This window comes from Dongia sp., assembly GCF_041918875.1.
Classification (GTDB): Bacteria; Pseudomonadota; Alphaproteobacteria; order Dongiales; family Dongiaceae; genus Dongia.
The window spans coordinates 1-26,447 of record NZ_JAYRUV010000012.1; the positions used below are offsets into that span (position 1 = coordinate 1).

Genomic DNA, 26,447 nt, shown 5'->3' on the forward strand with positions numbered 1-26,447 from the left:
ATGGGGTCGGCCTGCGCTCCACGGGAGCTTGCGCCGATGACAACCGAGCGGCTCCGGCTGGGGAGCCAGAGGTGATGTGCATGCAACTCTAATAGTATCTAATTCCTATCATCTTGTCAAGAACAAAAACAGAACTTTTTCTCATGAGGTGCATGGAGACCCCGGCGCTTGACGGCGGGGGCAGTCCTGGGGTCTAAGCCCGGCACTCTTTCTTTTGGAGGCAAACCTGATGCGCGCTTTCGTGTTTCCGGGCCAGGGGTCGCAGGCCGTCGGCATGGGCAAGGCCCTGGCCGAGGCGTTCGGGCCGGCGCGGCTCGTTTTCGAGGAAGTCGATGACGCGCTGGGGCAGAAGCTCACCAAGCTGATGTTCGAGGGGCCGGAAGGCGACCTCACCTTGACCGAGAATGCGCAACCGGCCCTGATGGCTGTTTCCATCGCCGTCCTCCGGGTGCTGGAGACGGAGGGCAAGTTCCGCCTTGCCGACAAGGCGTCCTACGTCGCCGGACATTCGCTCGGTGAATATTCGGCGCTGGCCGCTGCAGGTGCGTTCACGCTCGCTGATACCGCGCGTCTTTTGAAATTGCGTGGCCAGGCGATGCAGAAGGCCGTGCCGGTGGGCGAGGGAGCGATGGCGGCCCTCCTCAATTTCGATCTGACACGCGCGCAGAAAGTGGCGCGCCAAGCGGCGGAAGAAACCAAGCTGGTCTGCGCCGTGGCCAATGACAACGATCCCTCTCAGGTCGTCATCTCAGGTGCCAGGGAAGCAGTCGAGCGCGGTGGTGCGCTGGCGCTCGAAGCCGGGGCCAAGCGGTCGGTGATGCTGCCCGTTTCCGCACCCTTCCATTGCCCGCTGATGCAACCGGCGGCGGATGCGATGGCGGAAGCCCTCGCCAAGGTCGATATCAGGATGCCGATGGTTCCGGTCATCGCCAACGTGACGGCGCAGCCGGTCTCGGATCCCGCCACGATCCGCAAATTGCTGGTCGAGCAGGTCACCGGCACGGTGCGCTGGCGCGAAAGCGTGCAGACCATGAAAAACCTGAACGTTTCGCATGTGTTCGAACTGGGCGCCGGCAAGGTGCTGGCTGGCCTGGTGAAGCGCATCGACAAGGAAATCGAGAGTCTCTCGGTCGGCCAGCCGGCGGATATCGAAGCGGCGCTTAAATCTCTGACCTAATGTAGCTGGGTGCCACAGATATGCCCTTCTCCCGCCCGGGCGGGAGAAGGGCGGGATGAGGGTGGGATGCCAGAGTCCGAGCCGATTCGTTCCGCCTCTCACCCCGACCCTCTCCCCGCAAGCGGGGCGAGGGAGTCGCGAATAGCCTGCAAGGAGAAGTTTTATGATGTTCGATTTGACCGGCAAGACGGCGCTCGTGACGGGGGCTTCGGGTGGCATTGGCGGCGCCATCGCCAGGGCGCTGCACGCGCAGGGCGCCATCGTGGCCTTGAGCGGCACGCGGCGCGAGGCATTGGATGCGCTGGCGGCTGAACTCAAGGACCGCGTCCATGTCTTTACCGCCGATCTCGGCGATCCGGCCTCGACGGACGCCCTGGTGAAGGATGCGGAGGCGGCCATGGGCAAGCTCGACATCCTCGTCAACAATGCCGGCCTCACGCGCGACAATATCGCCATGCGCATGAAGGACGAGGAGTGGCAGAAGGTGATCGACGTCAACCTCACCGCCGGTTTCCGCCTGGCCCGCGCCGCCATGCGCGGCATGATGAAGCGCCGCGTCGGCCGCATCGTCGGCATTACCTCGGTCGTGGGCGTCACCGGCAATCCTGGCCAGGCCAATTACGCCGCCGCCAAGGCCGGCATGATCGGCATGAGCAAGGCCCTGGCGCAGGAACTGGCCTCGCGCGGCATTACGGTGAATTGCGTGGCCCCCGGTTTCATCGAAACGGCCATGACCGACGCCCTCACGGAGGAACAGCGCAACCAGATCCTGCCCAAGGTGCCGGCCGGCCGCCTGGGCCAGGCCCAGGAGATCGCCAGCGCCGTGGTTTATCTTGCCAGCGACGAAGCGGCTTACGTGACTGGCCAGACGCTCCATGTGAATGGCGGTATGGCCATGATCTGATTACATTTTTATGTGGCCAGGCCAGGCGGCGCCGGGGCTACTGGTCAAGCCCGGCTGAGTTGTGTTAAGTGACCCCTGACTATTAGCTCTGATTCATCCGGAATAGCGGGACGGAACCAATATTCGGGCGTGGAATTCGGGTAACAATTGCAAGGACCGTCGGCCGGAATCAAAGGCCGGCTCAAACAAGGGAAGACAGAGATGAGCGACGTTGCTGAGCGCGTGAAGAAGATCGTGATCGAGCACCTCGGCGTGGAAGAAGCCAAGGTCACCGAAGGTGCGAATTTCATCGACGATCTGGGCGCGGACAGCCTCGATACGGTCGAGCTGGTGATGGCTTTCGAAGAGGAATTCGGTTGCGAGATCCCGGACGATGCGGCCGAGAAGATCCTGACCGTGAAGGATGCCATCGACTACATCAAATCGAAGTCTGCCTGACCAGTTCACCGCCCATGCACGCGGTCAAGCAATTGATCGGACCGGATGGGCGGGGAATTCAGGAATTCCCGTGCGGGCCCCGGTTTCGGGGCCCAAACGATTTGTGGTCCGCGATATTCGGACCATGTGAGCCAACGGCAATAGAGTGAGCGAGGACATCATGCGTCGCGTGGTCGTCACCGGTATGGGCATCGTGTCGCCCCTGGGTGTGGGTGTGGAACATGTGTGGAAGCGTCTGTTGAAGGCCGAATCCGGCATCAGCGGCATCCAGAGCTTCGATGTCTCCGACCTTCCCTGCAAGGTGGCGGGCCAGGTGCCGCTGGGCGACAAGGCCTCGGGCAACTACAACCCCGACGAATACGTCTCCACCAAAGACCAGAAGAAGATGGAGCCGTTCATCGTCATGGGTGTGGCGGCTGCCACCGAAGCCGTGGCCGACAGCGGCTGGGCGCCCACGGAACAGGAGGATCTCGACCGTACCGGCGTGCTCGTCGGGTCGGGCATCGGGGGCTTGAACGGCATCTACGACACCTCGATCGTCCTCAAGGAAAAGGGCCCGCGCCGCGTCAGCCCGTTCTTCGTGCCGTCCTGCCTCATCAACCTGGTCTCCGGCCATGTCTCGATCAAATTCGGCTTCCGCGGCCCCAACCATTCGGTGGTGACCGCCTGCGCCACCGGCAGCCATGCGATCGGCGACGCCGCGCGCATGATCGCGCTCGACGATGCCGATGTGATGGTGGCCGGCGGTGCCGAAGCCACGATCGGGCGCATCGGTTTTGCCGGCTTCTGCGCTGCGCGCGCCATGTCGACTTCGTTCAACGACGACCCCACGGCGGCGTCCCGCCCCTGGGACAGGGATCGCGACGGCTTCGTCATGGGCGAAGGCGCCGGCATGGTCGTGCTGGAGGAATACGAACACGCCAAGAAGCGCGGCGCCAAGATCTATGCCGAGGTGATCGGCTACGGCATGTCGGGCGATGCCTATCACATCACGGCGCCCGCCGAGGACGGCAATGGCGGCTTCCGCGCCATGACGGCCGCGCTGAAACGCGCCAAGCTCAACCCGGAAGACATCGACTATATCAACGCGCACGGCACCTCGACGCCGCTGGGCGACGAGATCGAGCTCGGTGCCGTGAAGCGTCTGTTCAAGGATCATGCCTACAAGCTCACCATGTCCTCGACCAAATCGGCGATCGGGCATCTGCTGGGGGCCGCGGGTGCCGTCGAGGCGATCTTCTCGATCCTTTCGATCCGCGACCAGGTGGCGCCGCCGACGCTCAACCTCACCAACCCGTCGGAGGGCTGCGACATCGATCTGGCGCCCAAGCAGGCCAGGCAGAGGAAGATCCGGACCGCCTTGTCGAATTCCTTCGGCTTCGGCGGCACCAATGCCAGCGTCATCTTCACCGGCGTGAACTGAAGGCTGAGGCCGGACCCGGTCCCCCGGTCATGACCGCGCATCTTCCCATGCTGGCGCCGACGGTCGCCTTGCTGGTCATTCTGTTTTCGGTGCTGTCGTGAGCCGTGGCGGCAAGACGCTGGCGGAGATCGTCGGCGGCCTGCTTTTCCTCGTCCTGATCGTGGGCGGCGGCGGTGCCGCCTGGTTCTGGAACGCCTTCAATGCCGGCGGACCCTTGCGCGACGAAACCGTGCTGGTCATTCCGAAGGGCAGCGGCGTGGGCGCCATCGCCGATCTGCTGGCCAGGGAGGGCGTCATCGAAAGCCCGCTCGTCTTCAAGCTCGGCGTCAAATTCTTCTCCGACGACCAGCCCCTCCATGCCGGCGAATTCCGCTTTCCCACGGCGGCGTCCCCGCGCGGCGCCATGCAGGTGCTGATCGAAGGCAAGTCGGTGCTGCACCGGATCACGCTGGCCGAAGGCTGGACGGTGCGGGAGATTTTCGACGCGCTCGCGGCCTCGCCCGTACTCGATGGACCACTGCCGCCGCCGCCGGCCGAGGGCACCTTGCTGCCCGAGACCTACTTTTTCGTGCGCGGCGACGCGCGGGGCGCCCTGGTCGAGCGCATGAAGGCAAATATGACCGAGACCCTCGCCCAGCTCTGGGCCAAGCGCGACAAGGCGATCATGCTGGAGACGCCGCAGGAAGCCGTCATCCTCGCCTCGATCGTCGAAAAGGAAACGGGCTTGCGCGACGAGCGCGCGCGCGTGGCCGCCGTGTTCCATAACCGGCTGAAGAAGGGCATGGCACTGCAATCGGACCCGACCGTGATCTTCGCCGTGACGCTCGGCAAGGCGCCGCTGGGGCGCGATCTCACCTATAGCGACCTCAAACGCGACAGCCCCTACAACACCTATGTCGTCACCGGCCTGCCGCCATCGCCGATCGCCAATCCGGGATCGGCGGCCTTGAAGGCCGTGCTCAATCCGGCCAAGACCAAGGAACTCTATTTCGTGGCCGACGGCACCGGCGGGCATGCCTTCGCCGAGACGCTCGACGGCCACAACAAGAATGTCGCCAAATGGCGCAAGATCCAGAAACAGAACAAGCAGGCCAATTGAATGTCGCTTGAAACGAACGACGACCAGAACCCGGTCGGCAACCGCATGGAGCCGGTCATGAATGTCGGCAAGCAATGCGCGGTCTATCTTGCCGTCGTGGCGGCGCTGGCGGGCGGGGTTGCCTTCTTCGGTCCCTTCGACCGTGTGCCGGCCATCGCCCAGGAGCAGACGAGCGTGCCGCTGGAAGGCGAGTTCGACATGCTGGCGCCGCTGGATGCGGCGGATGAATCGGCGTCCAAGGATATCGCCGTCTTCTATGTGACGGGCGCCGCCGCGCAAAAGATGTGGGAGGCGTTCCCCATGGAGCCGGTCCAGGACGAATGCGTCGGCCGTCTTTCCAAATATGGCAACGGCATCGTCTGCTACGGCGCCAATGGCGATGGCACGCCGGCCGATCCCGCCTTCGAATGCTCGTTCGGCATCGACATGAAGGACCAGTCGCTGACCCTGCCGCACGATTGCTGAGCGGCGGGGCAGATCAGCTTGTCGGCAGGACGATCGCCGGGACGATGAGCAGGAAGAACAGGCTGCGCCCCAGCGTGTAATCGACCACGGCCAGGATGCCGGCGCCCAGATAGCCGATCCCCATCAGCACCTGCAGCAGATAGGCTTCGTAGACCAGCGAGGCGATGACGATCGGCCAGTCCAACAGGTCGAGGACGGCACCCGCCGGGCCGATGAGGCCAAGGATCGACAGCAGGCAGACCAGCAGCGACAGCGCGCCGGAGAACCAGATATAGGGGCCGATGGCGCCGATGGCCTGGCTTTCGCGTTCGACCGCCCGGCCGATGACGATGAGGATGAGCGGGAACATCACCCAGCCCAGCACGTAATAGATGGCGATGCGGGCGCCGATGAGGAGCGCGCTCAATTCGGCCGAGGCGTCGAACTGCAGGAACAGCCATAGCAGGAAGACCGGCAGCAGCGGGATCATCAGGCCGAAAGCGCGCAAGGCGCCTGCCGGGCCGCGGTCGAACCAGTTGATGAAGCCCGCATCGAAGCGCAGCAGCTTGCCAAGGCCGGTGAGGGCAGCGCGCGCTTCCCGAAGGCTAGGCATCGAGATAGGCATCCAGCACGCGTTCGTAGATGCGGCTCAGGGCTTGGATGTCGGCCACCGGCACATGCTCGTCGACCTTGTGCATGGTAGCACCGGCCAGGCCGAACTCGATGACCGGGCAGTAATCCTTGATGAAGCGCGCATCCGAGGTGCCGCCGGTGGTGGAAAGCTCCGGCGTCAGGCCGGTCTCGGCCTTCACCGCCTCGACCAGCAGTTCCGAGAACGCGCCCGGCGGCGTCAGGAAGGATTCGCCCGAGCATTCGCAGGTGAGGTCGTAGCGGCCGCCCACGCTGTCGAGGCGGCGGCGGATTTCCACTTCCAGGCTCTTGGCCGTATGGAGATCGTTGAAGCGCGAATTGAACACGGCCTTCGCTTCGGCCGGGATGACATTGTTGGCCGGGTTGCCGACATCCACCGTGGCGAACTGCAGGGTCGTCGCCGGAAAATGCGCCGAGCCCGCGTCGAGCGGTTCGGTGAGGGCCGCGATCATTTTCGAGAGGCGATGGATCGGGTTGTCGGCGAGATGCGGATAGGCGGTGTGGCCCTGGATGCCGTGCACGGTCAGGCGGCCGGTGAAGCTGCCGCGCCGGCCGATCTTGGCCATCTCGCCGAGCCTCGTCGGATTGGTGGGCTCGCCGACGATGCAGGCGTCGAGCTTTTCGCCTTTGGCGGCCAGCCAGTCCAGCACCGGCCTGGTGCCGTTGACCGCCGGACCTTCCTCGTCGCCGGTGATGAGGAGCGAGATGGTGCCGGCGAACCTGCCCTGGCGCTTTTCGACAAAGCGCGCGGCGGCCGCCGCGAAGGCGGCGATGGCGCTCTTCATGTCGGCGGCACCGCGGCCATAGAGATTGCCGTCCCGGATTTCGGCCGCGTAAGGGTCGGCGCTCCAATGATCGCGCCTGCCCTCGGGCACGACATCGGTATGGCCGGCGAAACAGATGTTGCGGCCCTTCCGGTCGCCGCCGACGCTGGCATAGAGATTCTGGATCTCCGCCGTCCCCGGTGCGGCGAAGGCCAGGCGGTGATTGGTGAACCCCGCCTTGGCCAAGGCCTCCTCCAGCACGCCGATGGCGCCTTCGTCCTTCGGCGTCACCGACGGGCGGCGGATGAGAGCCTGCGCGAGCTTGACGGGATCCACCGGCGTCAATCCCGCAGCAGGTCGTTGATCGAGGTCTTCGAGCGGGTCTTTTCGTCGACCCGCTTGATGATGACCGCGCAATAGAGGCTGGGGCCGGGCGTGCCGTCGGGCAGCGGCTTGCCGGGGAGCGCGCCCGGGACGACCACCGAATAGGCCGGCACCCGGCCGTAATGCACTTCGCCGGTCACCCGGTCGACGATCTTGGTCGAGGCGCCGATGAAGACGCCCATCGAAATGACCGAGCCGGTCTCCACGACGACGCCCTCGACCACTTCGGAACGCGCACCCACGAAGCAATCGTCCTCGATGATCACGGGACCCGCCTGCAGCGGTTCCAGCACGCCGCCAAGGCCGACGCCGCCGGAAATGTGGCAGTTCTTCCCCACCTGCGCGCAGGAACCGATGGTGACCCAGGTATCGACCATGGTGCCGCTATCGACATAGGCGCCGACATTGATGAAGCTCGGCATCACGACGACGCTGGGCGCCACATAGGCGCTCTGGCGCACGACGGCGCCGGGGACGGCGCGGAAGCCCGCGGCCTTGAAGCGCGCCGCGTCCCAGCCGGCGAATTTCGATGGCACCTTGTCGAACCAGGCGGCCTCGCCGCCGGGGAAGGAACCGCCGCCGGGAACATGGTAGGAATCGTTGAGGCGGAAGGAGAGCAGCACGGCTTTCTTCAGCCACTGATTGGTCCGCCACTTGCCGTCCACCTTCTCGGCGACGCGCAAGGTGCCGTCATCGAGCCCGGCCAGCGCCTGGGTGACGGCATCGCGCACCTCGCCCCTGGTGGCGGCGCCGATCTCGGCCCGCTTCTCCCACGCGGTGTCGATGGTCTTGGCCAGATCGTTCATGGAATGCTCCCCGTTTTGGCTGGTTGGCCGAAGGAGCCCAAGAAAGCGGCCAGATCTTCGGTCACATGATGGATATAGGTTGAATCGCCGGCCGGTCCCGCCCATTCATCGCCCAACCCGTCGTCCGGCTTGACCAGCACCGTGGTCATGCCGAGTTCATGAGCGGGGGCGAGATTGCGCGGCATGTCGTCGATCATGACGGAAGCTGCCGGGTCGATCCGGTATTCCGCGCACAGGCGCCGGTAGACGCCGATATCGGGCTTGGGCACGAAATCGGAGGCGACGATGTCGAAGACGCCCTCGAAATGCCGCCCGATGCCGACCTTTTCCATGACCCGTTCGGCATGCGGCACCGATCCGTTGGTGAAGATCACCTTGCGGCCGGGCAGGGCCGCGATGGCCGCATCCAGCGCCGGATTGGCTTCGAGGCCGCCGAGATCGATCCTGTGCACGAAATCGAGGAAATGATGCGGATCGATCCCGTCATTGACGATGAGGCCGCGCAATGTCGTCATATGCTCTTGGAAATAGCGTTTCTGCAGGGCCAGGGCCTCCGTTTCCGAAAGACCCAGATTTTCCCGGATATACTGGCGGATGCGCACCTGCACCTGGTCGAATAGCCGGCACGAGGCAGGATAGAGCGTGTTGTCGAGGTCGAAAATCCAGGCACCGACCGCTTTTGCCTTCCCTAACGACATGATTGCCACAGACTTCCCGCGCCGACTGAGCCGATCCGGCCCGGACCTTATGGCCTCGGGCCCGAGCCCGCAAGCCGTGACCGGATGCGCGAAGCGGGTTTAACACCCTATTAATCGTGTGGACGGCAATCTTTCCGCCATCATGCCCAACACGCCCACGCACATGACCGACCGCGATCCCACCGCCCTCGAAGCGGCGGCCAGACTCTTTGCCGGGGACGGCCCGTTTACCCAGGATCGCGGCCCCATGTTGCTGCTGGGGCCCGATGGCGGCGTCCTTGCCGCCAATTCCGGCGCCGGGCCGCTGCGTGCCGCGATGGCGGCGCCGGCGGACGAACTGGCCAAGGCGTTGGCCACGGCCAAGGGCGGCACGCCGGCGCGTCTTGCCGCCCTGGAACTGGCCGGCGCCGACGGCAAGCCAGTTTCCTTCGATCTCACCTTGTTGCCTTGCCCGGGTGCCGGGGGCACCGGAATCCTGATCGCCGGGCGCGATATCAGCCTGGAACGGGCCCTGCGCGGCGCGCTCATCGATTCGCGCCAGCGCTTCAAGGAACTCATCGATGCGGCGGCCGATTTCACCTGGGAAGTGGATGGGGAGGGCGCCTTCGCCTTCGTTTCCGGCCCGCTGGCCATGGGTTATCCGCCAGCCGACCTTATCGGGCGCGCGCCGCAGGACTTCGCCATCGCCGAGGGAGCGCAGCAGGCCTTCGACGGCAGCGGCCCGCATGGCGGGACCGAAATCTGGATGCGCGGCGCCGATCGTCGCCCGATCTGCCTGCTGGTCCAGGCCCAGCCGCTGTCGGTCCCCGGCCCCTTCCGCGGCGCCAGGGGCCTGGCGCGCGACATCACCGCGCAGAAGACGCGCGAAACGGAACTGGCCGACGCGCGGCACCGCGAACGCCTGGTCGTCCATCTGCTGCGTTCGCTCCGCCGCACGATCGACCCGGCAGAGGCGATCGCCACCGCCCTCGACACGGCGATCCAGGCGGTCGGTGCCGATCTCGGCCGGGTTCTGCGCTTCGGGCCCGAAGGTGCCGCCGAAGCGCTGGGGGGCGACATCACCCCGGCCGACCCGACCCTCATCCAGGCCGCCCAGCAGGCGCCCGAAGGTGTGGCGCTTTCGCAGGACGGCGGCCGGCTGGGCCTTGCCTTCCTCTGCCGCCATGATGGGCGCCGGGTCGGCATGCTCATCCTGTGGCGCGACATGGCGCGCGGCGACTGGCTGGCGGACGATCTCTTCCTTCTTGGCGAGCTGGCCGAACAGCTTGCCGTGCTTATCGAACAGCTCAAGGGCCAGGAGCGCTTGCGCCATCTCTCCACCACGGACGCCCTCACCGGACTCCTCAACCGCCGCGGCTTCGAAACCACCTTGGCGCGCGCTGTCGGGCGGTCCCGGCAAGCGCATCATGGCGGTGCGCTGCTCTATGTCGATCTCGACAATTTCAAGCAGATCAACGACCGGTTCGGCCACGCCCAGGGCGATGCCGCCCTCATCGCCACCGCCGATATCCTGCGCAACCAGTTGCGCGCGCGCGATCCGATCGGGCGGCTGGGCGGCGACGAATTCGTGGCCTGGCTCGACGAGATCGACCGCGCCGAGGCGATCGCCAAGGCCGTAGCCTTACAGGAAGCGGCCAAGTCGCTGGAAAGCTTCGCGCCGGGTTCGGACAGGCCCCTGGGCTTTTCGATCGGCATCGCCATGCTGCGGCCGACCGATGCGGATTCGCTCGACGCGCTGATGGCGCGCGCGGACGAAGCCATGTACCGCATCAAGCATGGCGGCAAGGGCAGTTACGTGGTGGTGGAGTAGCGTATGGAATATGAAGAGGCCAAGCGCCTGGCAGCGGCCGGCAGCGAATCGCAGCGCCAGGCCCTGGCGGCGCGCAAGGATGTGCGTCCGGAAATCCTCTATTTCCTGGCCGAGGACAAATCCGCCGATGTGCGTCGCGCCATCGCCCGCAACGTCGCGACGCCGCGCCAGGCCGACCTGCTGCTGGCGACCGACAGCGACGACAATGTCCGCGAGTTGCTGGCCGAAAAGATCGCCCGCCTGGCACCCCAGCTCTCGCAAGAGGCGCGCACGCAGATCCGCGATCTCACCATTCAGGTCCTGGAAACCCTGGCGCGCGACGAGGCGATCAAGGTCCGGCGCATCGTGGCAGAGGCGCTCAAGGACCTCACCGATGCGCCGCCGCACATCATCCAGGAACTGGCCCGCGACCTGGAAATCAAGGTGGCGGGCCCGGTCCTGCAATATTCGCCCATCCTCACCGACGACGATCTCCTGGAAATCATCAGCGCCGGGCCGATCCGCGGCGCGCTCACCGCCATCGCCAAGCGCCGGCGCATCGGCGGCCGGCTGGCCGACGCGATCGTCGCCGCCTCGGTCGAAATGCCTGAGGAGACGGACACGATCACGGACCTCCTCAACAACGGTTCGGCGCAGATCCGCGAGGAAACGCTCGACCTCATCCTCGACAAGGCGCCCGCGATCGAGGAATGGCAGGAGCCGCTGGTGCGCCGGCCCTTGCTGCCGATGAATGCGGTGAAGCGCCTGGCCGAGTTCGTTTCATCGTCGCTGTTCGATCTCCTGACCTCGCGGCCCGATCTCGACAAATCGACGGCCAAGGCGGTCGCCAAGGCAGTCAAGAAGCGCCTCGCCGCCGAAGCCAAGCAGAAGGAATCGGCCGACGACCCGACCCCGCCGGCACCCGGCGACGAAGAGGCGATGAGCGCCGCGATCGCCGGCGGCAAGCGCGACCAGGTGATGGCGGCGCTCGGGCGCGACGCCAGGCTCGACGCGGTCATCGTCAAGAAGATCATGACCTCGATGAGCGCCAAGGCGGTGACGGCGCTGGCCTGGAAAGCCAGGCTCACCATGCGCCAGGCGCTGCAGCTGCAATTGAAGATCGCCGGCATCCCGCCGCATCAGGTCCTGAACCCGCGCGGCGGCACCGACTATCCGCTGACCGAGCGCGAGATGGACTGGCAGCTGGAACTCTTCACCGGCTGAGGCTCCCCACCCCTGCCCTGAAGGGGAGGCGGGCTTTCTTGCGTCACTTATAGTGTGATGCAAGAATGAATTCATCGTGCGCACATCATGGTATGTTGCCGTTAATCTTCGATTCAGATTCTCCCCCCTATAAGGCTTAAGAGCGGTTCGGCGGATGGCCGTGCCACCTTCTTGAGAAGAGCCGAAACGGGCCCACGATGCAGAGCGATTTTGCAGCATTTGCCGATCCGATAGTGCTGGCCCTGGGGCTTGCCGTCACGCTCGCGCTGGCAGGCGCCGCCTATGTCCTGCTCTACGTTCTGCCGCGCTGCCTGCGGGCCAATGCCGAAGCGGCCGCATGGCGCGAGAGCGAGGGGCGCCTGCGCGCTTCCGAAGCCCGCTTCCGGCAGCTGGCCGATGCCACTTTCGAAGGCCTGGTCATCCATCGCGACGGGATCGTCCTCGACGCCAATACGGCGATGGCCGCGATCCTGGGCTGGCCCCAGGAAATGCTGATCGGACGCAGCGTCTACGATTTCTGCACGCCGGCCAGCCAGAATACCTTGCGCGCGCATCTCGGCCGGCTCGATACGGGCAGCGACCGACCGATTGAGCTTGACCTGCGCCATGCCGATGGCAGCGCCATTCCCGTCGAGATTCTCGGCCGCACCATGCCGTTCGAAAACGGCGATGCGCGCGTGGTCGCGGTGCGCGACATCCGCGAGCGCAAGGCGGCGGAGGAGCGCATCCTCCATATGGCGCATCACGATGCGCTGACCGCTCTGCCGAACCGCAACCTTTTCCGCGACCGCCTCAACCAGGCGATGGCGCGGGCCAAGCGCGGCGGCAATACGGTCGCGGTGCTGTGCCTCGACCTCGACCGCTTCAAGCCGGTCAACGATTCCTTCGGACCGGAAATCGGCGACGAACTGCTGCGCCAGGTCTCATTGCGCCTGACCCATTCGACCCGGGCCGACGATACGGTCGCCAGATTGGGGGCCGACGAATTCGCCATCATCCAGGTGGGCCTCTCGCATCCCGACGGTCCGGCCTTCATGGCCGAGCGACTGGTGAAGGCGCTGGGCGAGCCGTTCATCATCTGCGGGCACACCCTTGTCATCGGCACCAGCATCGGCATCGCACTCTATCCCAACGACGGTATCAGCGGCGACGAACTGCTGCGCGCCGCCGACACCGCGCTCGACCGCGCCAAGGCGGCCGGGGGCGGTGCCTATCGCTTCTTCGAATCCGAGATGGATCTGCGGTTGCAGGAGCGGCGGCGGCTGGAGCAGGACCTGCGCCAGGCGCTCGGCGCCGAGCAATTGGAACTCCATTACCAGCCACTGGTCGATTGCGAACATATGACGGTTCTGGGCTGCGAGGCCCTGCTGCGCTGGCGCCATCCGGAACGCGGTCACATCTCGCCAGCCGAATTCATCCCATTGGCGGAAGAATGCGGCCTGATCATGCAATTGGGCGATTGGGTCCTGCGCACCGCCTGCCGCGAAGCCGCCAGCTGGCCGGATGACAAGATCGTCGCGGTCAATCTCTCGCCGATCCAGTTCCGCCAGCCGGATCTTGCCGAACAGATCCTCGCCATCCTCAAGGAAACGGGGCTGGCGCCCCAGCGCCTGGAACTTGAAATCACCGAAGGCGTGCTGATCGAGGATACCGAGCGTACCCTGGCCACGCTCAATATCCTCAAATCGGCCGGGATTCGCATCTCGCTCGACGATTTCGGCACCGGCTTCTCCAGCTTGAGCTATCTGCAGCGCTTCCCCTTCGACAAGATGAAGATCGATCGTTCCTTCATCTGGGCCATGGAGCAGAATCCGGATTCGATGGCGATCGTGCGCGCGGTCATCGCGCTCGGCCGCTCGCTGCGCATCACCGTCAACGCCGAGGGCGTCGAAACGCCGACCCAGCTCGCCTGGCTGCAGAACGAGAATTGCGACCAGGCGCAGGGCTATCTGCTCGGCAAGCCCATGTCGCGCGCCGAAATCGCCAGGCTCTGGGCCAGCCAGCAGTCCCGCGCCCAGGCCGAGCTGCCGCTCGGCTCCACCAAGGCCGCGGAATAGGGCATCGCCCCTCAAACCGGAATTCAGCGCGCCGGATCAGGCGCCGTGCAGCCTTAACCCCTTCACCACCCTGTCGACTTCCTTGCGCCCGGCATGGATGGCGATGCCGACCAGGTCGAGTGCCTCGGTCGGCACGGCGGCCACGGCGGCGCGGTTGTCGGCATCGTTGCCGGTGGTAAACAGTTCCGCGGTATAGATGGAGATGGACAGGTTGCGGCCGGCGGCGCGCTCGCGGGTGCGGGCAAGCTCCGCCCCGGTCGCGGCGAAGATCAGGATCGGCTGACGAATGAGTTTCCCGTAGTGCCGCCCGGATCCGTCGCGATAGAATTCACCCGGCAGATCGGGATAGGATCCGGGCAGGCCGCCAGCCAGGAAGGCGGTGACATTGAGCTTCTGCCAGGCGGCGAGATCCTCGCGCACGACGATGGCGATCTTGGTGTCGAAACGGAAAGGTGCCTTAGCTGAAGATGTCTCGGTCATGGGCCAGAAGATAGGGAAGGGACCGGGCCGGAATCTTGAACGATCCGGCGGAAAGGACTGGCTGCGTTTCGCGCCGCCGGCCCGCGGCATCGACCCGGGCCTCGACCGGCTCGATGCCTATTTCAGCGCTCACGCCTATGACGATCACAGGCACGATGTCTATGCGCTGGGCCTGACCCTGAGCGGCGTGCAGAGTTTCGACTATCGGGGCGCCCGGCGCGACAGCGCCGCCGGTCAGGTGATGGTGCTCTATCCCGACGAATCCCATAACGGCCGCGCGGGCGTTGCCGAAGGCTTCCGCTACCGGATGATCTATGTGGCCCCGCACCGGATCGCCGCCGCGCTGGAGGGGCGTGCCAGGCACCTGCCGTTCCTGCGCGAGGTGGTCTCGCGCGATCCGCGCCTCGTGGCGGCGCTACATCTGGCGTTGCGCGACATGGCGCGGCCGCTGGAGGAACTGGAACAGGTCGAGATCGTGGCGGCGCTTGCGGAAGCGATGCTGGCCAACGATCCCTCGGCGGGCGTGGGCAGGCTGGGCCGCCCGCTGAAGCAGGCCCGGCCGCAGGCCGAACGCGCGCGGCTGCATCTCGATGCCGCCACCGGAATCGTCACCGCCGTCGAACTGGAAGCGGCGAGCGGCCTCGATCGGTTCACGCTCAACCGGCAATTCCGGAAGCTCTACGGCACGTCGCCCTACAATTACCTGGTCATGCGGCGCCTGGACCGGGCGCGCGCCCTGCTGGCGGAGGGGACCGGCCTTGCCGATGTCGCGGCCGCGGCCGGCTTTGCCGACCAGAGCCATTTCACACGCCAGTTCAAGCGCGCCTATGGCCGGACGCCTGCCGCCTGGGCCAGGATGCTCCGGGCCTAGCGCTGCGCGGCGCCGACGATGTAGGCGCGCGCCGCCGCATCGATGCGCTGCCAGTCGGAGAGGAGATCGCGGCGGAACAGCACGCGGTAGCCATATTCCGCGCCGACCTGCCGGCGCAGCGAGCAATATTCGCCCGTCCCATAGGCCGGCGGCACCTCGCGGCAGTCGATCGCGGCCGCGACGCCGGAACCGTCGCGGGAGATGAAGAATTCGGGCGCCGCGCCGCGTGGGGCGGGCGGCGACAAGGCTTCGAGGCCGCTCACTTGCGCCGCGTTGCGCCGATAGACGGCGCGGCCGCCATCCTTCAGCAATTTGGATTTGGGGTCGTAATGATAGGTGGCGCCGGCCGGCGCGGCTTCACGTCCCGACCAGTCGGTGAAATTGGCTTTCAGAATCCGGTCGGCGGAGGCTGCCGGCTGGGGCGCCAGCAGATCGATCTGGACGACGTCGCCCTCGTCGCCGCGCAAGCCCGGCACCAGCCTGCCCGGCGGCAGCTGCATGGCGACGCGCGCGAAGCTCGGCGGATTGCGATAGGGGAGGGCCGGCCATGTCTGCAGAACGGTGACGCCGTCCAGGGCGAAGTCGCGCGCACCCACGCGATAGGTGGCCGCCGGCGCCGGTGCCGGCTCTGGAACCTGGGCACAGCCCAGCAGGGCTGCCAGGGCGGCGATCGAAAGGAGGCATCCGCTGATCTTCCGCATGACACGATCCTCGCTGAAGTTGGCCCCCGCTGAAATCGGCGCCCGCTGAAGTTGGCGCCCGCTGAAGTTGGCGCAGGCGGCCAGTCTAGCACGATCCGCTCAAAGCCCGCGATAGCGCTCCAGCCCCAGCCCGCCGATATCGATTTCCGGCCGCCGGCCAGAGAGGAGATCGGCCATGATCCGGCCCGAACCGCAGGCCATCGTCCAGCCCAGCGTCCCATGGCCGGTATTGAGGTAGAGATTGCCGTAGCGCGTGCCGCCGACGATCGGCGGGCCGTCCGGCGTCATCGGCCGGAGGCCGCACCAGAAGGCCGCCCTGGCGATATCGCCGCCGCGCGGGAAGAGATCGCCGACCACATGCGCCAATGTCTCGCGCCGGCCTTCGCGCAGGTCCAGGTTGAAGCCGGCCAGTTCCGCCGTGCCGCCGACGCGGATGCGCTCGCCAAGCCGCGTGATCGCGACCTTGTGGGTCTCGTCCATCACGGTCGATTGCGGCGCGCCGTCTTCCGCCGTCACCGGCAGGGTCAATGAATAGCCCTTGACCGGATAGACCGGGAGCTTGAGCCCCAATGGGCGCAGCAGATGCGGCGAATAGCTGCCCATCGCCACGACATAGGCGTCAGCGGTCACACGGCCGCCATTCGTGTCGACGGCGCCGATCCGATCGCCCTCGCGGATGAGGCCGTTGATTGTCACCTGGTAGAGGAAGCTGGCGCCGGCTTGTTCGGCGAGGTGCCGCAGGCCTTGCGTGAACTTGAAGCAATCGCCGGTTTCGTCCTGCGGCAGGCGCAGGCCGCCCACGAATTTCTCGCGCACATGCTTGAGGCCCGGCTCGACTCTGAGGCAGCCCTCGACATCCAGCACCTCGAAAGGAATGCCGGTCTGCGCCAGCACGGCCGTGTCGGCGCCGATTCCGTCCATCTGCTTCTCGAGCCGGAAAAGCTGCAGCGTGCCCTGCATGCGCTGGTCGTAGGCGATGCCGGTCTCGCGCCGCAATTCCTGCAGCACGTCGCGGCTGTAATGCGCGATGGGCAGCATCAACCCCTTATTGCGCGCATAGCGCTCGGCGGTGCAGTTCCTGAGCATGCGCAGGCCCCACAGCCACATGGCCGGATCGAGCTTGGGCCAGATCACCAGCGGCCGATGGCGCATGAACAGCCATTTCAGCGCCTTCAAGGGAATGCCGGGCGCCGCCCAGGGCGCCGAATAGCCGGGCGAGACTTCGCCCGCATTGGCAAAGCTCGTTTCCAGCGCCGGCCCTTCCTGCCGGTCCAGCACAACGACCTCATGACCGGCGCGGGCCAGGAAATAGGCGGTGGCGACACCGATGACGCCACTGCCCAGGACCACGATCTTCACGATGCGATACTCCAACAATACCCATGATCGATGGGCGTGCTTCTAGCCGATTGCGCGCCCTTAGCCCAGATGCCGCCGCCACCCGCTCTGGCATGACAGGCATGCCGCGGCGTGAATTGCGGCTTCTCGCCGCATCCGCTACCAAGATGGCGATAGTCAGGGAAAGAACAATCATGACGCATGGTTACGATAGCCGCTATGCCTGGGGGCGGCTGGCGGCGGGCCTGGCGATCGCCATCATCGGCGGTATCGGCCTGTGGACGCCGGTAACCATCCTGCCCACGATCGAGGCGGAATTCGGCCTGGGCCGGGGCGGTGCCTCGCTCCCCTATACCGCGACCATGATCGGCTTCTCGCTGGGCGGGGTCGCGATGGGGCGGCTGGCCGACCGGCGCGGCATCATGCTGCCGGTCATGCTGGGATCGGTCATGCTGTCGCTGGGGTTCGTCGCGGCCGCACTGGCGCAGAGCTATTGGCAGTTCATCCTGGCGCAGGCAATCCTCATCGGCTTCTTCGGCTCCTCCAGCACTTTCGGCCCGATGGTGGCCGATATCTCGCTCTGGTTCCTGCGCCGGCGCGGCATCGCGGTCGCCGTCGTCGCCAGCGGCAATTACCTGGCTGGCGCCATCTGGCCGCCCTTGCTGCTGAAGGCGATCGACGCCTATGGCTGGCGCGTTTCCTACATCGCCATCGGCATCATCTGCCTGGTCACCATGCTGCCGCTGGCATTCCTCATGCGCCGGCGCCCCGCCTTCGCCACCGATGTTCCACGTGAAACAAGGAAGGCGTCCCCATCCGAACCGGCGCGCACGGCGCCCTTCTATCTGCAGGGCCTGCTGATGCTGGCCGGCATCGCCTGCTGTGTCGCCATGTCGATGCCGCAGGTGCATATGATCGCCTATTGCGGCGATCTGGGTTATGGGGCGGCCGCGGGGGCCGAGATGCTGCGCATCATGCTCTTTGCCGGTGTCGTCAGCCGTCTCATCTCCGGCTTCATCGCCGACCGCATCGGCGGTGTCGGCACACTGATCCTCGGCTCCACGCTGCAATGCCTGGCGCTCATCTTCTATCTGCCCTTCGACGGGCTGATGTCGCTCTATATCGTATCGGCGCTCTTCGGCCTCAGCCAAGGCGGCATCGTGCCCAGCTACGCGCTCATCGTGCGCGACAATTTCCCGGCCCGCCAGGCCGGCGTGCGCATCAGCCTGGTGCTCACCGCCACCGTCGTCGGCATGGCACTGGGCGGCTGGATGTCGGGAATCATCTTCGACATGACAGGTTCCTATGACATGGCCTTCCTCAACGGCATTGCCTGGAACGTGCTCAACATGGCGATTGCCCTGTGGCTGCTGCTGCGCCGCCTGCCCAAGGCGGCGGTGCCGAAATTCACCTGAAAGGGGTTCCCATGGCGACCGAGCGTTTCGACTTCCGCAGTGCCGATGGCCATCGGCTTTCCGGCCGGCTCGATCTCCCGGCGACGGCACCCCGCGCCTTCGCCCTCTTTGCGCACTGCTTCACCTGCACCAAGCAATCCATTGCCGCCGTCCGCATCGCCCGCGCGCTCACCCAGCGCGGCATCGGCGTGCTGCGCTTCGATTTCACCGGGCTTGGCGAAAGCGAGGGCGATTTCGCCGACAGCACGTTCAGCGGCAATGTGCGCGATCTGGTCGCCGCCGCGGGCGAGATGACGGCGAAGGGCATGGCGCCGCGCCTGCTCATCGGCCACAGCCTGGGCGGTGCCGCCGTGCTGGCGGGCGCCGCCGATATCGACAGCGTCGCGGCGGTGGCCGTGATCGGGGCGCCCTTCGACGTGAAGCATGTCACCCTGCAATTCGGCGACCACCTGCCCGACCTGCTGGAGAAAGGCGAGGCGGAGGTCGATCTTGGCGGCAGGCCCTTCAACATGCGCCGCGCCTTCATCGACGATCTCGAGCGCCATGACCAGAAGTCCCGCATCGCCAACCTCAAGCGCGCGCTGCTGGTACTCCACTCGCCGGCCGACCAGACCGTGGGGGCCGACAATGCCGGCGCCATCTTCCAGGCGGCCAGGCATCCCAAGAGCTTCGTCTCGCTCGACAATGCCGATCATCTGCTGACCCGCCCCAGCGACGCATCCTATGCCGCCGACGTCATCGCCGCCTGGGCCTCGCGCTATCTGGCCTCGGACCTCGACTGGGCTGGGGAACTTTCTGAAAACCGTGTCGTGGTCGAGGAAACGGGCGGCGGCAGATACCAGGTCGCGGTGAAGACCGGCCACGCCCAGTTCCTGGCCGACGAACCCAGGGAGGTGGGCGGCCTGGGGTCCGGCCCGACGCCGCATCAGCTGCTGGCGGCGGGACTGGGTGCCTGCACCACCATGACCCTGCGCATGTATGCCGAGCGGAAGGGCTGGCCGGTCGCCCATATCCGCACCGTGGTCGAACATGCGAGGGAGGCGGGCGACATGGCGCAGCCCGATCTCTTCACCCGCGCCGTCACGCTGACCGGCGACCTCGATGCCGAGCAGCGCGCGCGGCTCATCGAGATTGCCGGGAAATGCCCGGTGCATAAGACCTTGACCGCGGGTGCCCGCATCGCCACGGTGGCGGCGGAGGGTGTCTGATGACGGATGAACGGCTTCGTGCCCCGGCAACCCAGCGCAATCGCGACCCGATCCTCGCGGTCCTGCGCCAGGGGCTGCCCAAAAGCGGCACGGTCCTGGAAATCGCCAGTGGCAGCGGCGAGCATGTCGTGCATTTCGCGCGGGCCCTGCCGGACCTCACTTTCCAGCCGAGCGACGCCAGGGTCGAGAACCTGCGCAGCATCGCCGGCTGGGTGGCATCGAGCGGCATACCCAACATCCTGCCGCCTTTCTTCCTGGATGTGACGGCGGAAAGCTGGCCGGTCACGGGCGCCGACGCCCTCATCTGCATCAACATGATCCATATAGCACCCTGGACGGCGGCCGAGGGACTCTTTCGGGGTGCGGCGCGCATCCTGCCGGCCGGCGCGGTGCTCTATCTCTATGGTCCCTATAAACGCGGCGGGCAGCACACGGCCGAGAGCAACCTTGCCTTCGACCGGCAATTGCGGGCACAGGATCCCGAATGGGGTGTACGCGACCTCGACGATGTGGCGGCGCTGGCCAAGGCCGCCGGCTTCGAGGGGCCGGTGGTGAGCGAGATGCCGGCCAACAATCTCAGCCTCGTCTTCCGCCGCCGCTAGGCCGCCGGCCTTGCCAGGCGATAGAGAAGGTGCGGTCGCAGCCAATGCCCGGCAGGAAAGCGCGGATCGTCGAAATCGCCGGCCGTGTCGCGCCGCATGCCGAGCTTTTCCATGACCCGGTGCGAGGCGCTGTTCTCGACATGCGCGGCGGCCACGATTTCGTCCAGTTCCGGCCGCTTCCAGGCGTCGGCAAGGCACGCGGCGGCGGCCTCGGTCGCATAGCCCTGGCCCCAGAAGGGGCGGCCGACGGTCCAGCCGGCTTCGACCTGGGGTGAACCGCGCATGACCTTGCGGCTGGCATCGTCGATATGGCCGATACCGACATCGCCGATCAGCGCGCCGTCGGATTTGCGCTCGATCGCGCGCCAGCCGAAGCCGGTGGCGGCCAGTTCGTCGCGGTAGCCCGCGATCCAGCCATGGGCGGTCGGCGCATCGATCACGCCGCGGAAGAACTTGCGCAAGGCTGGATCGGCCAGGAAGGCGGCATAAGGCGCGCGGTCGCGCGGCAGCCAGTTGCGGATGACGAGCCGCTCGGTCTCGATGGGTGCGATATCCACGCCGCTCAGCGCGCTTCGGCGATCAGCTTCTCGACGGATGTCAGGACCATCAGCGAGCGGCGATGCATTTTCCAATCGCCTTCGCCTTCGAACTGGGCGACGCGATTCCTGGCGATCTGCAGCGCGCTGTCGCGATAGCGCGCGATCAGTTCGGCGGCGGCCTTGTCATACGTCTCGACGGTATCGATCGTCATATCCCTACCCCTTGTCTCGTCGCGCCGCTTGGGATCGGTCATCCCCTACCGATATTGCCCGTCGGCGGCGCTGGGCCGGATCTTCTTGCGGAACGCGCGGTCCCGTTTCAGGTGCCATTCCCGGCTCATGGCTTCGCGTCGTGTCGCATATTGTTCGTGATAGAGCAATGTCCAAACGCCACCCCGGGTGGAGCGGGCGCCGGTGCCGTTATTATGTTGCGCGAGCCGACGTTCCAGATCCAGCGTCCAGCCGACATAGGTTCGGTAGCCACGCGGCGTCTCGCAGCCTAGAATATAGACGAAACAAGGCGATGGCTTTCTCGCGGTGACCATGACCCAAATCCGGATGCAAGCGGCGGACCTATTCCTGTGGAAAACTTGTAGCGCGATCCGCATGCCCCGCACCAGCCTGCTGCATGGCTCGGCGGAACCGCGGCATAGAGGTTTCGTTATGTTGGCGGTGCTGGGAGGATGAATTTTTCCATGACGGGATCGGCGCGCCTGTCGCCTGAAGATGAAACGGCCCTGGCCGAGCGGCACATCGACGGACTGCTGGCAAAGCTGCCGCATCGGGTGGCGCGCTTCATCCGCCGCATCCGCGACCCGCATGCGCGCTGGGTGCGTTTGCCCGTGGCCATCTGCCTCATTCCCGCCGGCTTCTTCAGTTTCCTGCCGGTGTTGGGATTGTGGATGCTGCCTTTGGGCCTGCTGCTGCTCGCGGTCGACGTGCCGTCGCTGCGGCAGTGGGTGCATCGTTTCATCAATCGGCTGGCGCGGCGCCACCCGGCATGGTTTCGATGAACGGCGAATTTCTCCGCGCGGCCGGCGAATGGCTTTCGCTCGTTCACTTTCCCTTGGCCGCGCTCGTCACCTTTCACATCCTGCTCTATAAGCGCGACGTGCGTTCGGCGGTCGGCTGGATGGGCCTTGCCTGGCTTTCGCCTTTCATCGGCTGCATCCTCTACATCCTTTTCGGCGTCAACCGCGTGCAGCGCAAAGCCTTCCGCCTCAGCCGCCGCCGGCGGCGCGCCCTGCACCGGCATGCCTATGTGGAGATGCCGCCCCGGCGGGACTATCTGGCGCCCCTGCAGCAGGCGGTCGCCCGCATCACCGAACGCCCGACCCAGGGCGGCAACACCATCAGATTGCTGCGCAACGGCGACGAAGCCTATCCGGCCATGCTGGCGGCGATCGCCGAAGCCACGCACAGCATCGCCCTTTCCAGCTACATCTTCGACGACGATGCCGCCGGCCGCTCCTTCATTTCCGCCCTGTCGGCCGCAAGGAAGCGCAAGGTCGAGGTGCGCGTCATCGTCGACGGTGTCGGGTCCGGATATCTGCGCTCGCCGGCCTACCGGGCGATGCGGGCCGAGGGCATCAGGGTCGCCCGCTTCCTCCACTCCTTCGTTCCCTGGCGCATGACTTTCCTCAACCTGCGCAGCCACAAGAAAATACTCGTGGTCGACGGCCGGCATGCCTTTATGGGCGGCATCAATATCAGCGTCGACAATGTGCTGTCGGAGCGGCCGCCGCATCCGGTGCGCGACGAGCATTTCTCGCTCGAAGGGCCGATCGTCACCCAGGTGATGGAAGCCTTCGCCACCGACTGGATCTTCACGACCGGCGAGGAACTGAAGGGCGACACCTGGTTCCCCCTCATCGATCCCAAGGGCCATGCCCAGGCGCGCATCGTTACCTCGGGTCCGGATCAGGATATCGACAAGATCGAATTCATGTTCCTGCAGGCGATCGGCGTGGCGCGGCAATCGATCAAGATCGTGACGCCCTATTTCCTGCCCGAAGATCGGCTCATCACGGCGCTTTCATTGGCGGCGATGCGCGGGGTCGAGGTCGATGTCGTCATTCCGGCGGAATCCGACCATGCCTTCATCGACTGGGCGACGCGGGCCCATGTCGAACCGCTGCTGGTGGCCGGCGGCCGGATGTGGCGGGCACCCAGGCCGTTCGAGCATTCCAAGCTGATGACCGTCGATGGCCGCTGGTCGCTGGTCGGCAGCGCCAACTGGGATGTGCGCTCCATGCGCCTCAATTTCGAGGTCAATCTCGAAATCTACGACCGCGCCTTCGCCAGCGAGATCGAGCTGGAATTCGAAAGGAAGCGCGGCAAGGGCTTCACCCTGAAGCAGCTCAAGCGCCGGCCGTTCCTCATCCGCCTGCGCGACCGCGCCGCGCGCCTGCTGCTGCCCTATCTCTAGGCGCGGCTGATGAGAACCTCGATCGGGTGATGGTCGGAGGGCCCGCGCGGCAGGACGCGCGCATGGTTGCAGTGCAGATCCCGCACCAGGCAGCGGTCCAGCCGGGTCTTGAGCTTGTGCGTCGGATCGCGCGGTCCCACTTCGCTGAAGGATGGCAGCATGATCGGCCCCACCGCGTTGCAGTCGCCGATGATCACGGTCGGACCCTGGGTTCCGTCGGCGATGGTGCGCAATTGCCGGCGGTTGAGCATCTGGCCGTGCGAAAGATGCACGTTGGCGATGGAAATGCCGTCGAGCTTCAATATCTGCGCCAGGCGCGGCGGCACGCGCAGCGGAAAGGGCGAAAGGGGCAGCGGGATGGAATAGGCTTCACCCAGTTCATGGGGCGACCAGAAGGCCAGGCCATAGACGCGCCGCTGCATCTCCTGCCAATGGAAATGGCCGCCCACCAATTGCGGCAGGGTTTCCAGCGGCCGCTTGGCTTCCTGCATGAGAAGAAGGTCCGGCCGCTCGGCTTCGACCAGGCTGGCGAGATCGCCGACCAGAGCACCGCCCCGGTGCCACAGATTCCAGCTGATCACCTTGATGGGCTTGGACATTCCGGCGCTCGATCCCCTTCGACGCGGCTATTTTAACCTATCGAAGTCCGGATTTGCGAGCCGGTTCCATGCCGCGGCACGGGTGGCTTTGACGGCGGATCTGCTCTAAAACCTAGCCCCGTTCAGCCATCATCCGGAGTGCGCTTCATGACCCCCATGGCCCTGCTGATTTTCGCCGGCGTCTATGCCCTGGCCGTTCTTTCGCCGGGACCCGGTGTCGCCGCCGTGGTGGCGCGGGCGCTGGCCACCGGACACCGCCGCACCATTCCCTTCATCCTCGGCATCGTGCTGGGCGATTTCTTCTGGTTCGGCCTGGTGGTAAGCGGCCTTACCGTGCTGGCGCAGAATTTCTATATCGTCTTCGCCATCGTCAAATATGCCGGCGCCGCCTATCTCCTCTATCTGGCGTGGAAATTGTGGCGCGCACCCGCCGCCGCGCCCGAGGCGCAGGATTATGCCCGGGGCGAGGGCCTGCGCCTGGGCCTGGCCGGCTTCTCCATGACCGTCGGCAACCCGAAGACGATGATCTTCTTCCTCGCCATCCTGCCGCAGGTCGTGGTGCTGGAGGAGATGCACGGACTTGCCATCGTCGAGCTGTGCCTGCTGATGGCCGTCATTCTCTTTGCGATCATGATGATCTATGCCGTGCTGGCGGCCAAGGCGCGCGCCTTCATCGGCTCGCCGCGGCAGATGAAGATGGTCAACCGCGCCACCGGCGGCCTCATGGCCGGCGTCGCCGTCGCGGTGGCCACGCGCTGACCCATGCGCCGGATCGCCGAAATCGCCAGCTATCACGCGCATATCTATTTCGACAGGCCCGAACAGCGCGCCATCGCCATGGATCTGCGCCAGCGGATCGCCGAGCGTTTTACCGTGGCGCTGGGGCGGGTGCATGACCGGCTGGTGGGGCCCCATGTCCGCCCGATGTATCAGGTGAGCTTCGACGTGGCGGCCTTTGCCACCCTCGTTCCCTGGCTGATGCTCAACCGCCAGGGCCTCGCCGTGCTGGTTCATCCGAATACCGGGCGCGAACTCAGCGACCATGTCGCGCAGGGCCTTTGGCTGGGCGAGATCCTGCCGCTCGCCAATCTCGACATGCTGAGGGAAGAGACGGCGGCGGAAGAAGTGCTGGCCCCCAATACGGTGCCCTCGATCGCCCCTTAATAGTCGCGCATTTCGAAATCGACGACGATATCGTCACCCTCGGCGAAGATCACGCAGCTGCGGCTGGGGGGCGAGATATCCTCGCATCGCGTCAGGGCTTCCACCGAACTGGCGCCGGTGGTGCCTTGCGCATTGGGCAAGCATTTGGTGAGCGCGCAGCCCGACGGCGCACCGCCCAGCCCATCCTCGGTGACGGCATAATAGGCCGCATCGGTTCCGAGATTTTTCAGATAGATCTGATAATCCGCCCAGACGGCGGGCGCGAGGTCGATTTCGTCGCCCGCATCGGCCGGCAATGCCGCAATCCCGAAGGCGATGGGCGAGAACCACAGCAATGCGACGATGCCTTCCGCAATCCAGCGCATGACCTGCCTCCCTGCCCATGCCGCTCCCGCCAAGGAACCGTTCCATCAACGCCGGAAGACGGAGGAAGTTCCGCGCCGCCAGCGCCGCAAGAAGCGGAATGCCGTCAGGAATTGACAATGCTACATAAAACCCTGGGCTATCCCATTGGGCGGAGGCGAAAATAGTCCGATTGGAAAAGCCAGGGCGACGGCGCGACATGATGAACGATCTTTTTGCAGGTCCGACCGAACCGCTGGGCGACGGTGCCCTGCTGCTGCGCGGCTTTGCCGATGCGCCGGCCGCCGACCTGTTCGCGGCGGTCGAACGGATCGCGGCGGCGGCTCCCTTCCGCCATCTGGTCACGCCCGGCGGTTTCCGCATGTCGGTCGCCATGACCAATTGCGGTGCCTATGGCTGGGTCTCGGACCGCAAGGGCTATCGCTATGACCCGCTGGATCCCGAAAGCGGCAGGCCCTGGCCGGACATGCCGCCGCTCTTTGCCGGCCTCGCCGCCCGCGCCGCGGAACGTGCCGGTTACGGAAACTTCGCGTCCGACGTCTGCCTCGTCAATTGCTACACGCCCGGCACGCGCCTGACCTTGCACCAGGATCGGGACGAAGGCGATTTCGCCCAGCCGATCGTCTCCATCTCGCTGGGCCTGCCGGCCACGTTCCTGTGGGGCGGCCTGCAGCGATCCGACAGGGCAAGGCGCCTTCCCCTGTTCCACGGCGACGTCGTGGTCTGGGGCGGCCCATCGCGCCTGCGTTTTCACGGCATAGCCCCGCTCAAGGAGGGGTCGCATCCGCTGACCGGCGAAAGGCGCCTCAATCTCACCTTCCGCCGCGCCCGATAAAATAAAAAATTCACCCGTCATGTCACACCCGCCATGTCACACGGGG

30 protein-coding genes are annotated in these 26,447 nt (G+C 65.8%); 18 read left to right on the forward strand and 12 right to left on the reverse strand.

Going from position 1 to position 26,447, the window contains the following annotated elements; translation table 11 throughout:
* The first annotated feature begins 226 nt into the window (after window positions 1–226).
* The 6 genes from fabD to ACE3TY_RS13580 all read left to right on the forward strand — a co-directional run bounded on the left by fabD (window position 227) and on the right by ACE3TY_RS13580 (window position 5,506).
* Entirely contained in the window at window positions 227–1,177 is a 951-nt protein-coding gene (gene fabD / locus ACE3TY_RS13555; RefSeq protein WP_374654098.1) for an ACP S-malonyltransferase, read from the forward strand.
* A gap of 166 nt (window positions 1,178–1,343) precedes the next feature.
* Window positions 1,344–2,081: a 3-oxoacyl-[acyl-carrier-protein] reductase gene (fabG, locus tag ACE3TY_RS13560; protein WP_374654100.1), complete on the forward strand. Its 738-nt coding sequence runs from the start codon at window positions 1,344–1,346 to the stop codon at window positions 2,079–2,081.
* A 201-nt stretch (window positions 2,082–2,282) separates the two neighbouring features.
* Window positions 2,283–2,519 carry an acyl carrier protein gene (locus ACE3TY_RS13565; protein WP_133613758.1) on the forward strand — a complete coding sequence of 79 codons (237 nt, stop codon included), beginning with the start codon at window positions 2,283–2,285 and terminating at the stop codon, window positions 2,517–2,519.
* A 160-nt stretch (window positions 2,520–2,679) separates the two neighbouring features.
* The gene (gene fabF, locus ACE3TY_RS13570; RefSeq protein ID WP_374654102.1) at window positions 2,680–3,942 is read left to right on the forward strand and encodes a beta-ketoacyl-ACP synthase II; all 1,263 of its coding nucleotides are present in this window, start codon (window positions 2,680–2,682) and stop codon (window positions 3,940–3,942) included.
* Between the two features lie 97 nt (window positions 3,943–4,039).
* On the forward strand, window positions 4,040–5,041 hold the full coding sequence (gene mltG, locus ACE3TY_RS13575; protein WP_374653784.1) for an endolytic transglycosylase MltG: 1,002 nt from the start codon (window positions 4,040–4,042) through the stop codon (window positions 5,039–5,041).
* Window positions 5,042–5,506 carry a hypothetical protein gene (locus ACE3TY_RS13580; RefSeq protein WP_374653786.1) on the forward strand — a complete coding sequence of 155 codons (465 nt, stop codon included), beginning with the start codon at window positions 5,042–5,044 and terminating at the stop codon, window positions 5,504–5,506. It begins immediately after the preceding gene.
* Between the two features lie 13 nt (window positions 5,507–5,519).
* Here ACE3TY_RS13580 and ACE3TY_RS13585 read toward each other — a convergent pair whose 3' ends face one another.
* From ACE3TY_RS13585 to ACE3TY_RS13600, 4 genes are read right to left on the reverse strand one after another with little or no spacing between them, the layout of a single operon-like run.
* Window positions 5,520–6,098, reverse strand: a complete 579-nt coding sequence (locus tag ACE3TY_RS13585; RefSeq protein ID WP_374653788.1) for a hypothetical protein — start codon at window positions 6,096–6,098, stop codon at window positions 5,520–5,522.
* On the reverse strand, window positions 6,091–7,245 hold the full coding sequence (gene dapE, locus ACE3TY_RS13590; RefSeq protein WP_374653790.1) for a succinyl-diaminopimelate desuccinylase: 1,155 nt from the start codon (window positions 7,243–7,245) through the stop codon (window positions 6,091–6,093). The genes ACE3TY_RS13585 and dapE overlap by 8 nt, the downstream gene beginning before the upstream one ends.
* The gene (gene dapD, locus ACE3TY_RS13595) at window positions 7,242–8,090 is read right to left on the reverse strand and encodes a 2,3,4,5-tetrahydropyridine-2,6-dicarboxylate N-succinyltransferase (protein WP_374653792.1); all 849 of its coding nucleotides are present in this window, start codon (window positions 8,088–8,090) and stop codon (window positions 7,242–7,244) included. Before dapD ends, dapE begins: the two co-directional genes overlap by 4 nt.
* Window positions 8,087–8,788 (reverse strand): pyrimidine 5'-nucleotidase, encoded by a 702-nt coding sequence (locus ACE3TY_RS13600; RefSeq protein ID WP_374653794.1) that lies wholly within the window; start codon window positions 8,786–8,788, stop codon window positions 8,087–8,089. The genes dapD and ACE3TY_RS13600 overlap by 4 nt, the downstream gene beginning before the upstream one ends.
* 142 nt (window positions 8,789–8,930) lie before the next feature.
* Between ACE3TY_RS13600 and ACE3TY_RS13605 the strand changes: the two genes are divergently transcribed.
* From ACE3TY_RS13605 to ACE3TY_RS13615, 3 genes are all read left to right on the forward strand, one after another.
* Window positions 8,931–10,598: a diguanylate cyclase gene (locus ACE3TY_RS13605; RefSeq protein ID WP_374653796.1), complete on the forward strand. Its 1,668-nt coding sequence runs from the start codon at window positions 8,931–8,933 to the stop codon at window positions 10,596–10,598.
* Between the two features lie 3 nt (window positions 10,599–10,601).
* The gene (locus tag ACE3TY_RS13610; RefSeq protein ID WP_374653798.1) at window positions 10,602–11,801 is read left to right on the forward strand and encodes a DUF2336 domain-containing protein; all 1,200 of its coding nucleotides are present in this window, start codon (window positions 10,602–10,604) and stop codon (window positions 11,799–11,801) included.
* Window positions 11,802–11,998: 197 nt separating this feature from the next.
* Window positions 11,999–13,858, forward strand: a complete 1,860-nt coding sequence (locus tag ACE3TY_RS13615) for a putative bifunctional diguanylate cyclase/phosphodiesterase (protein ID WP_374653800.1) — start codon at window positions 11,999–12,001, stop codon at window positions 13,856–13,858.
* A gap of 36 nt (window positions 13,859–13,894) precedes the next feature.
* Here the strand turns inward: ACE3TY_RS13615 and ACE3TY_RS13620 are convergent, their stop codons facing one another.
* Complete coding sequence (locus ACE3TY_RS13620; RefSeq protein ID WP_374653802.1) at window positions 13,895–14,338, reverse strand: DUF2000 family protein; 444 nt, start codon at window positions 14,336–14,338, stop codon at window positions 13,895–13,897.
* On the opposite strand from ACE3TY_RS13620, the gene ACE3TY_RS13625 reads away from it, so the two are divergent.
* Entirely contained in the window at window positions 14,337–15,209 is an 873-nt protein-coding gene (locus ACE3TY_RS13625; RefSeq protein ID WP_374653804.1) for an AraC family transcriptional regulator, read from the forward strand. The two genes, ACE3TY_RS13620 and ACE3TY_RS13625, sit on opposite strands and share 2 nt — an antisense overlap.
* Here the strand turns inward: ACE3TY_RS13625 and ACE3TY_RS13630 are convergent.
* Together ACE3TY_RS13630 and ACE3TY_RS13635 are read right to left on the reverse strand one after the other, a co-directional pair.
* The gene (locus tag ACE3TY_RS13630; protein ID WP_374653806.1) at window positions 15,206–15,910 is read right to left on the reverse strand and encodes a hypothetical protein; all 705 of its coding nucleotides are present in this window, start codon (window positions 15,908–15,910) and stop codon (window positions 15,206–15,208) included. The two genes, ACE3TY_RS13625 and ACE3TY_RS13630, sit on opposite strands and share 4 nt — an antisense overlap.
* A gap of 99 nt (window positions 15,911–16,009) precedes the next feature.
* Window positions 16,010–17,269, reverse strand: a complete 1,260-nt coding sequence (locus ACE3TY_RS13635) for a D-amino acid dehydrogenase (protein ID WP_374653808.1) — start codon at window positions 17,267–17,269, stop codon at window positions 16,010–16,012.
* Between the two features lie 173 nt (window positions 17,270–17,442).
* On the opposite strand from ACE3TY_RS13635, the gene ACE3TY_RS13640 reads away from it, so the two are divergent.
* The 3 genes from ACE3TY_RS13640 to ACE3TY_RS13650 are packed head-to-tail and all read left to right on the forward strand — an operon-like array spanning window position 17,443 to window position 20,473.
* Window positions 17,443–18,663 carry an MFS transporter gene (locus tag ACE3TY_RS13640; RefSeq protein ID WP_374653810.1) on the forward strand — a complete coding sequence of 407 codons (1,221 nt, stop codon included), beginning with the start codon at window positions 17,443–17,445 and terminating at the stop codon, window positions 18,661–18,663.
* 11 nt (window positions 18,664–18,674) lie between these two features.
* Window positions 18,675–19,871 (forward strand): alpha/beta fold hydrolase, encoded by a 1,197-nt coding sequence (locus ACE3TY_RS13645; RefSeq protein WP_374653812.1) that lies wholly within the window; start codon window positions 18,675–18,677, stop codon window positions 19,869–19,871.
* Entirely contained in the window at window positions 19,871–20,473 is a 603-nt protein-coding gene (locus tag ACE3TY_RS13650; RefSeq protein ID WP_374653814.1) for a DUF938 domain-containing protein, read from the forward strand. The genes ACE3TY_RS13645 and ACE3TY_RS13650 overlap by 1 nt, the downstream gene beginning before the upstream one ends.
* Here ACE3TY_RS13650 and ACE3TY_RS13655 read toward each other — a convergent pair.
* Genes ACE3TY_RS13655 through ACE3TY_RS13665 form a run of 3 tightly spaced genes read right to left on the reverse strand, consistent with a single transcriptional unit; the run spans window position 20,470 to window position 21,557 of the window.
* Window positions 20,470–21,030 carry a GNAT family N-acetyltransferase gene (locus tag ACE3TY_RS13655; RefSeq protein ID WP_374653816.1) on the reverse strand — a complete coding sequence of 187 codons (561 nt, stop codon included), beginning with the start codon at window positions 21,028–21,030 and terminating at the stop codon, window positions 20,470–20,472. The genes ACE3TY_RS13650 and ACE3TY_RS13655 overlap by 4 nt on opposite strands.
* A gap of 5 nt (window positions 21,031–21,035) precedes the next feature.
* Complete coding sequence (locus ACE3TY_RS13660) at window positions 21,036–21,224, reverse strand: hypothetical protein (protein WP_374653818.1); 189 nt, start codon at window positions 21,222–21,224, stop codon at window positions 21,036–21,038.
* A gap of 45 nt (window positions 21,225–21,269) precedes the next feature.
* Window positions 21,270–21,557, reverse strand: coding sequence for a GIY-YIG nuclease family protein (locus ACE3TY_RS13665; RefSeq protein WP_374653820.1), 288 nt, complete (start codon window positions 21,555–21,557; stop codon window positions 21,270–21,272).
* Window positions 21,558–21,707: 150 nt separating this feature from the next.
* Between ACE3TY_RS13665 and ACE3TY_RS13670 the strand changes: the two genes are divergently transcribed.
* Entirely contained in the window at window positions 21,708–22,025 is a 318-nt protein-coding gene (locus ACE3TY_RS13670) for a hypothetical protein (RefSeq protein ID WP_374653822.1), read from the forward strand.
* The gene (cls, locus tag ACE3TY_RS13675; protein WP_374653824.1) at window positions 22,022–23,440 is read left to right on the forward strand and encodes a cardiolipin synthase; all 1,419 of its coding nucleotides are present in this window, start codon (window positions 22,022–22,024) and stop codon (window positions 23,438–23,440) included. Before ACE3TY_RS13670 ends, cls begins: the two co-directional genes overlap by 4 nt.
* Here cls and ACE3TY_RS13680 read toward each other — a convergent pair.
* Window positions 23,437–24,039: an endonuclease/exonuclease/phosphatase family protein gene (locus tag ACE3TY_RS13680; RefSeq protein ID WP_374653826.1), complete on the reverse strand. Its 603-nt coding sequence runs from the start codon at window positions 24,037–24,039 to the stop codon at window positions 23,437–23,439. The two genes, cls and ACE3TY_RS13680, sit on opposite strands and share 4 nt — an antisense overlap.
* A 147-nt stretch (window positions 24,040–24,186) precedes the next feature.
* Here ACE3TY_RS13680 and ACE3TY_RS13685 point away from each other — a divergent pair, with 147 nt between their 5' ends.
* Both ACE3TY_RS13685 and ACE3TY_RS13690 read left to right on the forward strand, forming a co-directional pair.
* On the forward strand, window positions 24,187–24,798 hold the full coding sequence (locus ACE3TY_RS13685; RefSeq protein WP_374653828.1) for a LysE family translocator: 612 nt from the start codon (window positions 24,187–24,189) through the stop codon (window positions 24,796–24,798).
* A 3-nt stretch (window positions 24,799–24,801) separates the two neighbouring features.
* Window positions 24,802–25,203 carry a DOPA 4,5-dioxygenase family protein gene (locus ACE3TY_RS13690; protein ID WP_374653830.1) on the forward strand — a complete coding sequence of 134 codons (402 nt, stop codon included), beginning with the start codon at window positions 24,802–24,804 and terminating at the stop codon, window positions 25,201–25,203.
* On the opposite strand, the gene ACE3TY_RS13695 is transcribed toward ACE3TY_RS13690, so the two are convergent.
* Window positions 25,200–25,568: a hypothetical protein gene (locus ACE3TY_RS13695; protein WP_374653832.1), complete on the reverse strand. Its 369-nt coding sequence runs from the start codon at window positions 25,566–25,568 to the stop codon at window positions 25,200–25,202. The two genes, ACE3TY_RS13690 and ACE3TY_RS13695, sit on opposite strands and share 4 nt — an antisense overlap.
* Window positions 25,569–25,765: 197 nt before the next feature.
* Here ACE3TY_RS13695 and alkB point away from each other — a divergent pair, with 197 nt between their 5' ends.
* A complete protein-coding gene (gene alkB / locus ACE3TY_RS13700; protein ID WP_374653834.1) occupies window positions 25,766–26,401 on the forward strand; it encodes a DNA oxidative demethylase AlkB in 636 nt (211 codons plus the stop codon).
* The last annotated feature ends 46 nt before the right edge of the window (window positions 26,402–26,447 follow it).

Bases quoted from the DNA above. Each gene is read 5' to 3' on its own strand.
- fabG (WP_374654100.1), top strand. From the start codon at position 1,344: ATGTTCGATTTGACCGGCAAGACGGCGCTCGTGACGGGGGCTTCGGGT.
- ACE3TY_RS13565 (WP_133613758.1), top strand. From the start codon at position 2,283: ATGAGCGACGTTGCTGAGCGCGTGAAGAAGATCGTGATCGAGCACCTC.
- fabF (WP_374654102.1), top strand. From the start codon at position 2,680: ATGCGTCGCGTGGTCGTCACCGGTATGGGCATCGTGTCGCCCCTGGGT.
- ACE3TY_RS13580 (WP_374653786.1), top strand. From the start codon at position 5,042: ATGTCGCTTGAAACGAACGACGACCAGAACCCGGTCGGCAACCGCATG.
- ACE3TY_RS13585 (WP_374653788.1), bottom strand. From the start codon at position 6,098: ATGCCTAGCCTTCGGGAAGCGCGCGCTGCCCTCACCGGCCTTGGCAAG.
- dapD (WP_374653792.1), bottom strand. From the start codon at position 8,090: ATGAACGATCTGGCCAAGACCATCGACACCGCGTGGGAGAAGCGGGCC.
- ACE3TY_RS13600 (WP_374653794.1), bottom strand. From the start codon at position 8,788: ATGTCGTTAGGGAAGGCAAAAGCGGTCGGTGCCTGGATTTTCGACCTC.
- ACE3TY_RS13605 (WP_374653796.1), top strand. From the start codon at position 8,931: ATGCCCAACACGCCCACGCACATGACCGACCGCGATCCCACCGCCCTC.
- ACE3TY_RS13610 (WP_374653798.1), top strand. From the start codon at position 10,602: ATGGAATATGAAGAGGCCAAGCGCCTGGCAGCGGCCGGCAGCGAATCG.
- ACE3TY_RS13615 (WP_374653800.1), top strand. From the start codon at position 11,999: ATGCAGAGCGATTTTGCAGCATTTGCCGATCCGATAGTGCTGGCCCTG.
- ACE3TY_RS13625 (WP_374653804.1), top strand. From the start codon at position 14,337: ATGGGCCAGAAGATAGGGAAGGGACCGGGCCGGAATCTTGAACGATCC.
- ACE3TY_RS13620 (WP_374653802.1), bottom strand. From the start codon at position 14,338: ATGACCGAGACATCTTCAGCTAAGGCACCTTTCCGTTTCGACACCAAG.
- ACE3TY_RS13630 (WP_374653806.1), bottom strand. From the start codon at position 15,910: ATGCGGAAGATCAGCGGATGCCTCCTTTCGATCGCCGCCCTGGCAGCC.
- ACE3TY_RS13640 (WP_374653810.1), top strand. From the start codon at position 17,443: ATGACGCATGGTTACGATAGCCGCTATGCCTGGGGGCGGCTGGCGGCG.
- ACE3TY_RS13645 (WP_374653812.1), top strand. From the start codon at position 18,675: ATGGCGACCGAGCGTTTCGACTTCCGCAGTGCCGATGGCCATCGGCTT.
- ACE3TY_RS13650 (WP_374653814.1), top strand. From the start codon at position 19,871: ATGACGGATGAACGGCTTCGTGCCCCGGCAACCCAGCGCAATCGCGAC.
- ACE3TY_RS13660 (WP_374653818.1), bottom strand. From the start codon at position 21,224: ATGACGATCGATACCGTCGAGACGTATGACAAGGCCGCCGCCGAACTG.
- ACE3TY_RS13665 (WP_374653820.1), bottom strand. From the start codon at position 21,557: ATGGTCACCGCGAGAAAGCCATCGCCTTGTTTCGTCTATATTCTAGGC.
- ACE3TY_RS13670 (WP_374653822.1), top strand. From the start codon at position 21,708: ATGACGGGATCGGCGCGCCTGTCGCCTGAAGATGAAACGGCCCTGGCC.
- cls (WP_374653824.1), top strand. From the start codon at position 22,022: ATGAACGGCGAATTTCTCCGCGCGGCCGGCGAATGGCTTTCGCTCGTT.
- ACE3TY_RS13680 (WP_374653826.1), bottom strand. From the start codon at position 24,039: ATGTCCAAGCCCATCAAGGTGATCAGCTGGAATCTGTGGCACCGGGGC.
- ACE3TY_RS13685 (WP_374653828.1), top strand. From the start codon at position 24,187: ATGACCCCCATGGCCCTGCTGATTTTCGCCGGCGTCTATGCCCTGGCC.
- ACE3TY_RS13690 (WP_374653830.1), top strand. From the start codon at position 24,802: ATGCGCCGGATCGCCGAAATCGCCAGCTATCACGCGCATATCTATTTC.
- ACE3TY_RS13695 (WP_374653832.1), bottom strand. From the start codon at position 25,568: ATGCGCTGGATTGCGGAAGGCATCGTCGCATTGCTGTGGTTCTCGCCC.
- alkB (WP_374653834.1), top strand. From the start codon at position 25,766: ATGATGAACGATCTTTTTGCAGGTCCGACCGAACCGCTGGGCGACGGT.